At 61.9% G+C, this 12939-nt stretch carries 11 protein-coding genes; 9 read left to right on the top strand and 2 right to left on the bottom strand.

Translation table 11 applies throughout. The features are described 5' to 3' along the window. Positions 1–48: 48 nt before the first annotated feature. On the top strand, positions 49–1227 hold the full coding sequence (locus tag M8Q45_RS11150; protein ID WP_249874777.1) for an MFS transporter: 1179 nt from the start codon (positions 49–51) through the stop codon (positions 1225–1227). A 35-nt stretch (positions 1228–1262) separates the two neighbouring features. Here M8Q45_RS11150 and M8Q45_RS11145 read toward each other — a convergent pair whose 3' ends face one another. Continuing rightward, the gene (locus M8Q45_RS11145; RefSeq protein ID WP_249874776.1) at positions 1263–3116 is read right to left on the bottom strand and encodes an ABC transporter ATP-binding protein; all 1854 of its coding nucleotides are present in this window, start codon (positions 3114–3116) and stop codon (positions 1263–1265) included. Positions 3117–3287: 171 nt separating this feature from the next. Between M8Q45_RS11145 and M8Q45_RS11140 the strand changes: the two genes are divergently transcribed. The 8 genes from M8Q45_RS11140 to M8Q45_RS11105 all read left to right on the top strand — a co-directional run bounded on the left by M8Q45_RS11140 (position 3288) and on the right by M8Q45_RS11105 (position 11739). Beyond that, positions 3288–3455 (top strand): hypothetical protein, encoded by a 168-nt coding sequence (locus M8Q45_RS11140; RefSeq protein ID WP_249874775.1) that lies wholly within the window; start codon positions 3288–3290, stop codon positions 3453–3455. Next, the gene (locus tag M8Q45_RS11135; RefSeq protein ID WP_249874774.1) at positions 3455–5632 is read left to right on the top strand and encodes a type VI secretion system Vgr family protein; all 2178 of its coding nucleotides are present in this window, start codon (positions 3455–3457) and stop codon (positions 5630–5632) included. The genes M8Q45_RS11140 and M8Q45_RS11135 overlap by 1 nt, the downstream gene beginning before the upstream one ends. Before the next feature lie 16 nt (positions 5633–5648). Continuing rightward, positions 5649–6107: a DUF6484 domain-containing protein gene (locus M8Q45_RS11130; protein WP_249874773.1), complete on the top strand. Its 459-nt coding sequence runs from the start codon at positions 5649–5651 to the stop codon at positions 6105–6107. A gap of 15 nt (positions 6108–6122) precedes the next feature. Then, the gene (locus M8Q45_RS11125; protein ID WP_249874772.1) at positions 6123–7235 is read left to right on the top strand and encodes a DUF2169 family type VI secretion system accessory protein; all 1113 of its coding nucleotides are present in this window, start codon (positions 6123–6125) and stop codon (positions 7233–7235) included. Then, positions 7232–8272 carry a beta-ketoacyl synthase N-terminal-like domain-containing protein gene (locus M8Q45_RS11120; RefSeq protein ID WP_249877310.1) on the top strand — a complete coding sequence of 347 codons (1041 nt, stop codon included), beginning with the start codon at positions 7232–7234 and terminating at the stop codon, positions 8270–8272. The genes M8Q45_RS11125 and M8Q45_RS11120 overlap by 4 nt, the downstream gene beginning before the upstream one ends. Further along, positions 8272–9459, top strand: a complete 1188-nt coding sequence (locus M8Q45_RS11115; protein ID WP_249874771.1) for a PAAR-like domain-containing protein — start codon at positions 8272–8274, stop codon at positions 9457–9459. The genes M8Q45_RS11120 and M8Q45_RS11115 overlap by 1 nt, the downstream gene beginning before the upstream one ends. Positions 9460–9687: 228 nt before the next feature. Continuing rightward, positions 9688–10410 carry a hypothetical protein gene (locus M8Q45_RS11110; protein WP_249874770.1) on the top strand — a complete coding sequence of 241 codons (723 nt, stop codon included), beginning with the start codon at positions 9688–9690 and terminating at the stop codon, positions 10408–10410. Positions 10411–10443: 33 nt separating this feature from the next. Then, on the top strand, positions 10444–11739 hold the full coding sequence (locus tag M8Q45_RS11105) for a TIGR02270 family protein (RefSeq protein WP_249874769.1): 1296 nt from the start codon (positions 10444–10446) through the stop codon (positions 11737–11739). Positions 11740–11769: 30 nt separating this feature from the next. Here M8Q45_RS11105 and M8Q45_RS11100 read toward each other — a convergent pair whose 3' ends face one another. After that, positions 11770–12777, bottom strand: coding sequence for an NAD(P)-dependent oxidoreductase (locus tag M8Q45_RS11100; RefSeq protein WP_249874768.1), 1008 nt, complete (start codon positions 12775–12777; stop codon positions 11770–11772). Between the last annotated feature and the right edge of the window lie 162 nt (positions 12778–12939).

Genomic DNA, 12939 nt, shown 5'->3' with positions numbered 1-12939 from the left:
GATCATCGCGGCGCACGCCAACATTTGAATAAGGACATTTGCATCACCGTGGCCACTTACTCGCTCGTTATTCGACGCTTGATGATCGTGTCACTGACCATCGTCGTCAGCCGCGCCATTACCAGCCCTTTGCTCACGCTGTTCTTGAGCAACAAGTTGGGCCTGGACCAACAGGACGTCGGCTTGCTGCTCGGCATCGCGGTGTTCACCGCCACCCTGTTGGCCCTGTACGGCGGCTACATCATCGACCGCCTGGAGAAGCGCCGGTTGCTGATCCTGGCGATGCTCTCCAGCGCCATCGGCTTCGTGCTGCTGACCTTCGCCGAAAACCTCTACCTGACCACCCTGACCGTCGTCATTACCGAGACGGCGTCCGCGCTGTTCCTGATCGGCTCCAAAGCGATCCTCAGCGAAAACCTGCCCATCGGCCAGCGCGCCAAGGCGTTTTCCCTGCGCTACACCCTGACCAACATTGGCTACGCCACCGGTCCCATGCTCGGCGTGGTGATTGCCGGCGTCTATCCGATTGCGCCGTTCCTGATCGCCGGCGGCATCGCGTTTTCCAGCATCTTCCTGATGACCGGCATCCCCAGCGACGCAGCGTCAAGACCGGCCCTGGCGCCACCGCCCAGTTTTCTCAAGACATTGAAGACCCTGAAAAACGACCGCACCCTGATCATGTTCACCTGCGGTTGCCTGCTCAGCACCGTGGTACACGGCCGCTTCACGCTCTATCTGTCGCAGTACCTGCTGGTGACCCATGACGCCAAACGCGCGCTGCAAATCATGGCCGCCCTGCTCGCCTGCAACGCCATCACGGTCATCCTGCTGCAATACCAGATCGGCCGGTTCCTCGACCGCGAAAAGCTGCGCTATTGGATCGCCGCCGGCACCAGCCTGTTCATCCTGGGCCTGGTCGGCTTCAGCCTGGCGGATGACATGGTGAGCTGGTGCGTGGCCATGTTCATCTTTACCCTCGGTGAAATGATCATCTACCCGGCCGAGTTCCTGTTCGTCGACACCCTGGCCCCGGAAGAACTGCGCGGCAGCTACTACGGTGCGCAAAACCTCGCCGCCCTCGGTGGCGCCTTGAGCCCGGTGATCTGCGGCTATCTGCTGCTGCACACCCCGGCCCCGACCATGTTCTATGCCCTGAGCGCATTGACCGCCATGGGTGGGCTGCTGTGTTACCTGAGCGGCCGCCGGGTGGCTATTGTGCAGACGTGATGCGCTGGTCAGGTAAACGGGGCTAGCGCCCTCGCCTACTCCACCGCTTCAACCACGCCCTGATCCTCGCCCAGGAACCCGCCACTCTGATGAAGCCAAAGCCGCGCATACGTCCCCTTCTTGCCGAGCAATTCGGCGTGGGTGCCTTGCTCGATGATGCGCCCTTCATCCATGACGATGAGCCTGTCCATGGCCGCGATCGTCGACAACCGATGGGCAATGGCGATCACGGTCTTGCCCTGCATCATTTCATCGAGGCTTTCCTGGATCGCCACTTCGACTTCTGAATCCAGGGCGCTGGTGGCCTCGTCCAGCAACAGGATCGGGGCATTCTTGAGCATCACCCGGGCGATGGCGATGCGTTGACGCTGGCCGCCGGAAAGCTTGATGCCGCGTTCACCGACGAGGGTGTCGTAGCCGCAGTGGCCTTGCTTGTCGCTCAGTTGACGGATGAATCCATCGGCTTGGGCGCTGGCGGCGGCGCTGCGGATTTGTTCGTCCGTCGCGTCAGGTCGGCCATAGGCGATGTTGTCGCGGATGGATCGGTGCAACAGCGAAGTATCCTGGGTGACCATGCCGATGGCGCTGCGCAGGCTGTCCTGGGTGACGTGCGCAATATTCTGCCCGTCGATCCGGATCTCGCCGCTGTCCACGTCGTAGAAGCGCAGCAGCAGGTTGATCAGCGTTGATTTACCGGCACCGGAGCGGCCCACCAGGCCGATTTTTTCGCCCGGGCGAATGCTCAGGCTCAGTCCGTCGAGGACTTGGCGTTCGCCGTTGTAGTTGAAGCTCACGTTGTCGAAGGTCACCGCGCCACCGGTGGTGACCAGCACGCCGGCGTCCGGTGCATCCTGCACCTTGGGCCCGCGCGTCAAGGTCGCCATGCCATCCTGCACGGTGCCGATGTTCTCGAACAACGAGGTCATTTGCCACATGATCCAGTGCGACATGCCATTGATGCGCAACGCCATGGCCGTAATCGCCGCGACGGCGCCAGTGCCCACTTCGCCTTGGTGCCACAGCCACAGGGCATAACCGCCTGAGCCCATGATCAACGCCACCACCAGTGCCTGGTTGACGATCTCGAATTGGCTGACCAGACGCATCTGGCGAAAACCGGTCTGCTTGAAATCTTCCATGGCGGCGCGGGCGAAATGGGCTTCGCGCCTGGAGTGGGAGAACAGCTTCACCGTGGTGATGTTGGTGTAGGCGTCGGAGATACGCCCGGTCATGGATGATCGCGCATTGGCCTGCTCCTGCCCGACTTTCTCCAGGCGCGGCACGAAGTAGCGCATGGCAACGCCGAACAGGACCACCCAGGCAATGAAAGGCAGCATCAACTTCAGGTCAAAGCCGCCAGCCAACGCGATGATTGCGATGAAGTAAACGCCGATCCCGGGAATGATCTCGATGAGGGTGAACAGCACCTCGCGCACCGACAGCGCCGTCTGCATCACCTTGGTGGTCACCCGGCCGGAGAACTCGTCGGAGAAGAACGAAAGGCTTTGTCGCAGCATCAGCCGATGAAAATCCCAGCGCAGCCGCAACGGCAGGTTGATCGCCAGCACCTGGTGCTGGACCATCGTGCGCAACGCGACCAGGCCAATGCTGGTGACCAGCATGGTGCCGATCCCCCACAACACCCGGCTTTCCTGCCCGGCCGCATCGCCACCTGACTGCCAGGTGGAGAGCAGGTCCACGACTTGCCCAAGGAAAGAAAACAGCCAGGCTTCGTAGATCGACACACCGGCGCTGAGCAGTGCGAACGCAAGGACGTAACCGCGAGCGCCCCGCGTGCAGGCCCACAGGAACCGGGCCAGACCGTCGGGTGGCGGTGGGACTTCGTCGGGCGGGAAAGGGTCGAGCCGTTGTTCGAAAGCGTGAAGCATGGTGATCTCCCAAAACGATCTGACAGGGAGATTCTGGCATTTAACGATGGGTTTGAGGACATTCGAGGGGCCATCACCTTATGTGCCTAGGTCATCCGTCCTATAGGCAGTTTCCAGGAATGACTGCTATAACCAATTCCAGATGCCATCTGCACGTAAAAGGAGTTTTGCGTGCGCGCCATGAATGATTTCGAGACTGATAGGGAGATCGCCTCAGTGGTGGATGTTCTTCGATTTGATCAAAACGCCACGTTCCTGCACGCCGCCTACCTGATTACCGAGCCGTCGCGACCGGGCAACGGGCCCTTTGCGGTGATCCGCGCAGCTTGGAAGCCGTGATGGCAATCACCCAGAACAATCGCCTGGTCCAGGTCGACAGTCCCCTCGGCGCGGACACCCTGTTGTTGCAAGGCATGGATGGCAGCGAGGAGCTGGGGCGTTTGTTCCACTACGAATTGGATCTCACCTCGGAAGACCGGGCGATCAAGTTCGATCAAATACTCGGCAAGCCGATGGGCCTGACCCTCGAGCTTTACGACGGCGGCAAACGCTACTTCCACGGCATCGTCAGCCATTGCCGGCAGTTGACGGGCCACGGCCAATTCGCCGGTTACCGCGTCAGCCTGCGCCCCTGGTTCTGGCTGCTCACGCGCACCTCCGATTGCCGGATTTTCCAGAGCAAGACCGTGCCGGACATCATCAAGCAGGTGTTCCGCGACCTCGGTTTCTCGGACTTCGAAGACAGCCTGAGCGGCAGCTACCGCGAGTGGGAATATTGCGTGCAGTACCGCGAGACCAGCTTCGATTTCGTCAGCCGGCTGATGGAGCAGGAAGGCATCTATTACTACTTCCGCCATGAGAAGGCCCGTCATGTGCTGGTCCTGGCCGACGCCTACGGCGCGCATTCCACGGCGGCGGACTATGCCTCGGTGCCCTTCTACCCGCCCGATCGGCAGATGCGCGAGCGCGATCATTTCTATGATTGGCAGATGGCCCGGGAAGTGCAACCGGGTTCGCTGGCGCTGAACGACTACGACTTTTTGCGTCCCCGCGCCAGCCTCGAGGTGCGTTCCAGTGTGCCGCGCAATCACAGCAACGGCGAATACCCGCTCTATGACTATCCCGGTGAATACGTCCAAAGCAACGACGGCGACCACTACGCGCGTACCCGTATCGAAGCCATTCACAGCCAGTTCGAGCGCGTGCAGTTGCGCGGTCGCGCCCGCGGGCTGGGCTGCGGCCATTTGTTCACGCTGACCGGCTACGACCGCGCGGACCAGAACCGCGAATACCTGGTGGTCATCGCCCGCTATCAGATCCGCCAGGAAGCCTATGAAAGCGGCCAACCGGACCAGGCCGAACAGTTCGTCAGCGAGCTGGACTGCATGGACGCCAGCCAGGCCTTCCGTCCCCTGCCCCTCACACCCATGCCCATCGTTCGCGGCCCCCAGACTGCCGTGGTGGTCGGACCCGGTGGGGAGGAAATCTGGACCGACCAATACGGCCGGGTCAAAGTGCATTTCCATTGGGATCGCCATGACCAGTCCAACGAAAACAGCTCCTGCTGGATTCGCGTGTCCCAGGCCTGGGCGGGCAAGAACTGGGGATCGGTGCAGATTCCGAGGATCGGCCAGGAAGTCATCGTCAGCTTCCTCGAAGGGGATCCGGACCGGCCGATCATCACCGGCCGGGTCTACAACGCCGAACAGACGGTGCCCTACAAGTTGCCGGCCAATGCCACCCAGAGCGGGGTGAAAAGCCGATCGAGCAAGGACGGCACCCAGGCCAACTTCAATGAAATCCGCATGGAAGACAAGAAAGGTGCGGAGCAATTGTTCATCCATGCCGAGAAGAACCAGGACATCGAGGTCGAGAACGACGAGACCCATTGGGTCGGTCACGATCGCAGCAAGACCATCGACAACGACGAGACCGTGCGCGTCAAACACGACCGCACGGAAAGGGTCGACAACAATGAGACGATTTCCATCGGCGTCGATCGTACCGAGGATGTCGGCAACAACGAAAAGATCACCATTGGCGCCAATCGCACCGAGCGCGTGGGCAGCAACGAGACCATCACCATCGGTGCGGACCGCACGGAAAAGGTCGGCGCCAACGAGAAAATCAGCATCGCCAGCAATCGCACCGAGGACGTCGGTGGCAACGAGACCATCGGCATCGCCGGCAACCGCAACGAGACGGTCCAGGGTAACGAAGGTATCGAGATCAGCGGCAACCAGAGTACCCAGGTCGGCCAGAACGAATCCCGCAACGTCGCCCAGAACCGCAACACGGGCATCAAGCAGAATGACAGCCTGGACGTGGGCAAGCATTTCACGCTCAACGCCGGCGACTCGATCAGCCTGACCACGGGCGCGGCCAGCATCACTATGAAGAAAGACGGCAGCATTGTGATCAAAGGCAAGAACATCACCATTGACGGCTCCGGTGCCATCAACATCAAGGCGAACAAGAACGTGGTCGTCAAAGGCCAGAAGATCCTGCAGAACTAGCCACGGAGTGGGCGTCATGACCGTTGAACATGATCTTGTGCATTCCTCCACCGCCACTTCGGCGCGCGTCGACGGCGTCGTGATTGGTGTTTTGCTGGATGTGCCCGCGTTGCAGGCCCCGGTGGTCGCCTTCCCTGGCTGCCCCGCCGATGCGGGCCTTGCCGCGCGCACTACCACGCCCCTGACGCGGGAGGACATTGGTGTCCAGGTCGCCTTGATGTTCGAGGCCGGCGACCTTGCGCGGCCGCTGGTGATCGGTCGCATCCAGCGCTTGCCGGATACCGCGGTGCCCGCCGTGGCCCACCTGGACGGCGAGCGCCTGGAGTTCTGCGCGGAGCGGGAAATCGTCCTGCGCTGTGGCAAGGCCAGCATCACCCTGACCCGTGCGGGCAAGGTGATCATCCGCGGCACCTACCTCTCCAGTCGCTCCAGCGGGGTCAACCGCATCAAGGGCGGTTCGGTGCAGATCAACTAGACAGGTCGTCGCTCGATGGAACTGCTCAACGCCAGCCAATTGCAAGTCGCCTATACCCTGGGCATGGCACCTGACGGTCGCGAATCCTTGGTCATTGTGGCCAAGGGCACATTCGATCTGCCGCTGGATGGCCGCGCCGCGACCCTCGCCGACATCCAGCAACCCTTGCTGATGGCCGATACCTTCCTCGGCGAGCCGGGCCTCAGCGCCCCACGCCAGGAAATGGACTTCGCCCCGTTCAAGCCATTCTGCGATGTGCTGGTGTATGGCAAAGCCCATGCGCCAGGTGGGCGGCCCGTGACCCAGTTGACGGCAGGCCTTCGTGTCGGCCGGGTCAGCAAAGCCTTTTCGGTGCTGGGTCCACGGCAATGGCAGCCGGGATTGATGGGCCTGTCGCCCGGTTCACCCCAGGCTTTTACGGAGCAGGACATCACCTACGCCCACGCCTTCGGTGGCTCCCGCTCCATCGCTAACATGCCCGAAATACGTGATTGCCATCCGCAGAACCCGAGCGGTTGCGGCTGGTACCCAGGCGGCACCGACGACATTGACATCGTTGGCAGGCCGATGCCCAACACCGAGGAGCTGGGCAAGCCCATCGACTCGCCGTCCGGCGACTTCCACCCGATGGCCCTCGGTCCCATTGGCCGTAGTTGGCCACAACGCGCCCGTTTTGCCGGCACCTATGACGATGCATGGTTGGCCGACAGCTTTCCGTTCTTGCCAACGGATTTCGATAACCGTTATTTCCAGGCCGCGCCTGTCGATCAGCAAACCGAATACTTGCGCGGCGGCGAAGAAGTGCTGTTGCTGAACCTCACCCCCCAGGAAAGAGCGGGCTTTCGTGTGCCCGAAATGGACGTGCCGGTGACCTTTTTCAAGAACAAAGGTGGCCACGAAACAGTCTCGGCGGTGATCGACACCTTGTTGATCGACACGGAGACTCGCCAGGTGCTGTTGACGTGGCGCATCGCCCGTCCGCTGCGACGCAACATCTTTGAAATTGCCCAGGTCCTGGTGGGTACGATGCCCACGGCCTGGTGGCGAGCTCGCGAACTCGGCAAGGATTACTACCCGTCGCTCGATGCCCTGATAAAAGCCAAGCGGACTTCCGAGGACGCCCACTGATGGCCGCCCTGTCCATCATCGGCTCGGGGATGGTCAGCGCCGTCGGCCTCAGCGCAGCGGCGAGCTGCGCGGCAATCCGCTGCGCCATCGACCACTTCCAGGAAACCCGCTTCATCGATCGCGCCGGCGAATGGATCATGGGGGCCAGCGTGCCGTTGGAACAGCCCTGGCGCGGCCGCACGAAGCTGATCAAGATGGCCGCGCGCGCCATCGCCGAGGCGTTACAAAGCCTTCCTGGGATTGCCCCGGAGAAGATTCCGCTGCTGCTGGGCGTGGCTGAAGCCGAGCGTCCCGGGCGCCTGAACGGCCTCGACATGGCGCTCTTGCGTGACATCGAGGTTGAATTGGGCCTGCGCTTTCATCCCGACTCCATCATCATTCCGAGGGGCCGGGTCAGTGCGGCCGTGGCCCTGCTCAATGCGCGAACGTTGATCCACCAGGGCGGCCATCGCCACGTGCTGGTCGCTGGCGTCGATTCGTTGCTTTGCGGCCCTACCCTGGCCGCCTTCGAGCAACGCGAACGCTTGCTGACCAGCAAGAACTCCAACGGTTTCATTCCCGGCGAAGGTGCCGCAGCGGTGGTGCTGGCCGCTCCCATCGCCGAAGAAACCCCGCAACTGACCTGCATCGGATTGGGTTTCGGTGTGGAACCGGCCACGGTGGAATCCGAAGATCTCCCGCTGCGCGCCGAAGGCCTGACCCAAGCTGTGCGCGCCGCCCTGGGCGAAGCCGGTTGCGGGTTGGAACAAATGGATTACCGCCTGACGGATATTTCCGGCGAACAGTATTACTTCAAGGAGGCGTCGCTGGCCCTGAGCCGCAGCCTGCGGGTGCGCAAGGAATTCTTCCACCTCTGGCACCCGGCCGACTGCATCGGCGAAGTCGGCGCCGCCATCGGCCCGGCGATGCTTGCCGTGGCGCTGGCCGCCAGTCGCAAGGGTTATGGCGAAGGGCCGAACATCTTCTGCCACCTGGGCAACGACGCCGGCGAACGCGCCGCCGCGCTGCTCAGCTACCGGATCGTGAGGGCTGCCTGATGGCCAACGACGTGTTTGCCAACAACATGGAGGTTTCCTGCAAGGCGGCGGACGGCAAATCCATCGCCTGTTTTCCAGACGTCTGCTTCACCCCGCCCCAGGCGCCGCCCACCCCGCTGGGCGTGCCCATTCCCTACCCCAACACGGGCATGGCGAAGGACACGACCAAAGGCACCCGAACGGTAAAGATCACCGGCAAGGAAGTGATGCTCAAGGACAAGAGCTACTTCAAGACCAGCTATGGCGACGAGGCGGGGAACGCGCCCAAAAAAGGCATCGTCACCAGCAGGAACAAGGGCAAGGTGTATTTCACCTCTTGGTCGATGGATGTGAAATACGAGGGCAAGAACGTCGTCCGACACCTGGACCTGACCACCCATAACCATGCATCCCAACCCGGCAATACGGTGCCTTGGCCTTATTCGGACCGAATGGACATCGCCAAGGACCTGGCGCAATGCGAGGGCGAGAGGAAACAGGTGAATAGCGCGTGCGACACCCGTAAGAAAGTGGTCTGCCCGGATACCACAACGCTCAAAGACGCTCTTAAGACGCGTAACGCCGCGAAGAAAAAAGCGGGCGACGGATTTTCAGATGATCCTGCGTATCTGGCTGCACATACTGGCGTGCTGAAGGAGTATTCCTCATTGGCCAGGACCATCAACGATGACACTTGCCAAAGGGCCTTGCGCTGCTTTCTCGCCCCGTACAAGCCCAACAGGTGTTGCCCGGGACAAACCGGAGATCACCTTATCGATTCGGCCTCCTTCACTGACGGCCCGGCCTTTGCGGGCCAGCCCAGGAACCAGCATCCGACAAAAGCCGGCTGGAGCGAATACGAGACCGACAAGGCCCCGGTCATGTGCGTGGAGGGCCCGAACCAGACCACCGCCACCCATGGCCAGATGCATACCCGGCGTGGGGTGGTAGCCCTGAGATCGGCCGACGCGAAAGGCGAATGGCCAAGGTCCAAGGCCACGGAGACAGGGGCCTTGGCAGCGAGGAAAACCTTTCCGGACTCCAACTGCTCCCAGGAATGCCTCGAAGCTCAGTTGAACAAGTACCACGACCAGGCGAAAAGCCCGGGCAAGGAGAAACCAATCAATGCCAGGGCTTCCATGACCAGTAACCAGCATGAACGTGACAAGGCTATCAATGAGATGTGCCCTGAAAGTCCGAACCCTTAAAATCACTCGTACAAGGATGAGACCCATATGGATCCTCGTGACCCGCGCCTCAGCGGGCTCAGCATAACGACTGGGGTCGTTCGACACTCAGACCTCTTCTATTTAATGGCCACGAACGACCTCTCCATCAGCGAGGGCTACACCGGTTCAATACTGTTCACTCTGTATCGTGGAACCTTGTACGCCGGCACTGTCCCATGGCTTGCCTGCTCCGGAACGGTTTGCCATGTGCCAGCAGAGCGTCACTTGATGCTGGGCGTTGATGGATCGGTCGAAGCCAGTGGCGCAGGCACCAAGACTGAAGAGGCCATCGCGAAGTCTGGATTCGAACCCGCCAAACGCGGCCCCCTGCGCGAAATCCGCGGCATCGCCAAAGGTCGCGCCTACGCCGTAGGCACCTGCCGCCAAGCCTATGTGCGCGACGGCGAAGACCAATGGCGATGCATCGACCAGAGCGCGCAGGTCGGCGATACGCCCATCACCGACACCAGCTTTGAATCCATCGACGGCTTCAGCGAGCAGGACATCTACACCGTCGGCTGGGAAGGCGAAATCTGGAAATATGACGGTGCCGTCTTCACCCAGCAGAACAGTCCGACCAACCTTGCGCTGTATAAGGTGCGCTGCGCGCCGGACGGTTTTGCCTATGCGTGCGGCCAGCTCGGGACCTTGCTGCGCGGCCGCGACGATCAATGGGAAGTGATCGAGCACGACAGCACGCGGGAAGACCTCTGGGGCATGGAATATTTCCAGGGCCAGCTGTATGTGTCTTCCACCCATTTCGTCTACCGACTGGAGGGCGACACGCTCAAACCCGTCGATTTTGGCGATGACGCGCCGGGCACGTGTTACCACCTGAGCGCAGCCGACGGGATCATGTGGTCCATCGGGCCGAAGGACGTCATGGAATTCGACGGTTCGAACTGGAAACGGTGCCTGCAAATTGATTGATCAGGCCAAGTCGCCCTTCCGGATCGAAAGCCCATGAGCACGTTGCCCGTTGTGCTTGACGTGCACGTTGAAGAGGCAGGTTTCCTGGCGGTCCTGCGCGACTACGCACTACGCGCGCCCCACTACGACCTGGATGAACTGGGCATGTTGGACGATCGCATCGAAGCACACCTCGATGGCCTGCGCGTCGCCGGGCCGGCTGGACTTGAAGCCCTCTTGGAGCAGCTTGGCCCGCACGCCGTCGGCGAGATGTTCGCCAGCGTCGTGCTGGCCTTCGAGAGGGCTGATCCGAAAGTGCTGGCGCGGCTCAGTGAGCAGTTGCGAGATGCGGTAGAAACGGAACGCGGTTATCTGATGGCTTTGGGCTGGCTTGACTGGGGGCGCGTATCGCCCTGGATCGACCGCATGCTCGCCGCCCCAGAACCACTGTTTCGCCGCCTGGGCCTGGCGGCGTGTGGCATGCATCGTCACGACCCGGGTCCAGCCCTGCTGGCCGGACTGTCCGATCTCGAGCCAAGCGTACTGGCACGTGCTGCCCGTACCGCCGGGGAGCTGCGCCGGCATGATTTGCTGCCGGTCATTCAACTCCACCGATTGCACCAGCACCCTGCCACGCGCTTTTGGTCCAACTGGGCGGCGGCGCAAATGGGCGATCAGCAAGCCCTTGAGCCGCTGCGGCTGTTCGCCGAGCAACCGGGCGAGTTTCAGTACCGCGCGGTCTGCGTGCTGCTGGCCTGGCAAGCGCGCGAACCGAGCATCGCCTGGATACGCCAGTGGGTACAGGATCCCCGGCAGCGGCGCATCGGCATCCAGGCCCTTGGGCTCTTGGGTGATCCGGTCAGCGTACCGTGGTTGATCCAGCACATGGCCGACGTGCCTCATGCACGGGTCGCTGGCGAAGCCTTCAGCCTGATCACCGGGGCTGACCTGGCCCTGCTCGATCTGGAGCTACACGTCTTGCCGGATCTCGATGCGGGCCCGAACGACAACCCCGAAGACCCGCACGTCCTCATGGACCCCGATGAGAACCTGCCCTGGCCAAACCCCCAGTCTGTCGAGGCGTGGTGGCAGGCCAATGGTGCAGATTTCCAGGTGGGGACTCGCTACATCCTGGGACAGGTGCAGAACGAATGCAGTTTTGTGCAGGCGCTGGTCCGTGGCCAGCAACGTCAACGCATCGCCGCCGCCTGCGGTCTCGCACGGTTTCGGCCGGGCGAAGCGCTGTTCCCCACCAGTGCGCCGGCCTGGCTGCAAAAGCGGCTGTTGAAAATGACGGACAGCCCAGGTAACTGGCATCGTTCGCATCTCGCGAACCCAAGCGCCCCATAAACGCCAAGCCTCGAATCGTGCTCGGAGCGCTTACTTCACCTGCAATCGATGCATCTCTGCGCCCTCTCCCCGCAAACGCTCAAGATACGCTTCGGTATCCAGCAGTTGATAGGGAAAGTAGAGCCCCGCCGGGGTTGCCGGCTGGCCGTCCAACCCGAGCAGGCGCTCAAGGTTCATGGCAACGCTGAGTCCAGTCAGCGGCGCAGTGCCTGCCGGGTGGACGACGGCATGACGAGTGCGCAGCGCGTCGCCTCGAAGATCCTCGCCAGCGAGTTCGATGATGATCTCGGTGGACATCGGATGTCCTTTGCGCCGGCTGGAGCTCACCCCGATGCCAATGTTGAACTGGACATTCGGTGCTCCCGTCGCAGCCGCCAGGCCGACGACATCGATAGAAGAAAAACCCGTGGCTTCGATTGCCGTGCCGTCCAGCGCATGGAAGCGCGCCTTGGCGTCCTCCCCTTCGCGCCAGACAAAAGATCCGTCGCGCCTGGTCAGCGCGGCGGGGAGCATCTTGTTCAGGTGTTCGAAATCGCTGGCAACGGTCGGGCCGCCCGTGTCCTGCTCATCGACCAGCGCACTGATCCGGATATCGTCGATCCGGCCGAACTCACGGGCAATGCTCAATGTCGACACCGTCGTTGCGCCGACCATCCACTCATAACCGAGGACAATCGGCGATGCGCCTGGTGTATGCATGTACATCGCAATCTCCGGGGCGATCTCGAATATGCCGGAGGATATGCTCAGGTGCGGCACCGCGCGCTGCTGCGCAAAGCGTAATCCGGCGAGGGCGTGGTCCATGTAGAAGACCACCACTGCGCTGACCTGGCGATCGCCGAGGCCAAGGTCGTCGGCACGGGCGTCGATCACCACGGCCTGCGCCCCGCCCAGTTGCTCCGCAGTCGCCCGGGCCTTGGCAAGGTCCCGTCCGCCGATCAACAGCGGTACATCTGGATGAGCGGCGCGCAGCGCCTGGGCAGTGTGGTGGCCGATAGCGCCAGAACCGCCCATGAACAGGATAGGATTGAGTGGCATCGTTCTGTCCTCCTTGTTTTCGGGTTAACCTACCTTTGGTAACTTAACACGGCGTCACCGGGCTACCTACCCCTGCATTGATACCGGGCGTCGTCAAGCCGATGCCCAACCCACTTCAATCCCCGACCGGATTCTGTCAGTGTGTTGTGTCTGCCGCTTCGC

Origin of the sequence: Pseudomonas sp. T1.Ur (genome assembly GCF_023516725.1) — a bacterium.
Taxonomy (GTDB): domain Bacteria; phylum Pseudomonadota; class Gammaproteobacteria; order Pseudomonadales; family Pseudomonadaceae; genus Aquipseudomonas; species Aquipseudomonas alvandae.
Note: the sequence above shows the minus strand (reverse complement) of the source record. Positions and strands in the feature narration are given on the sequence as shown.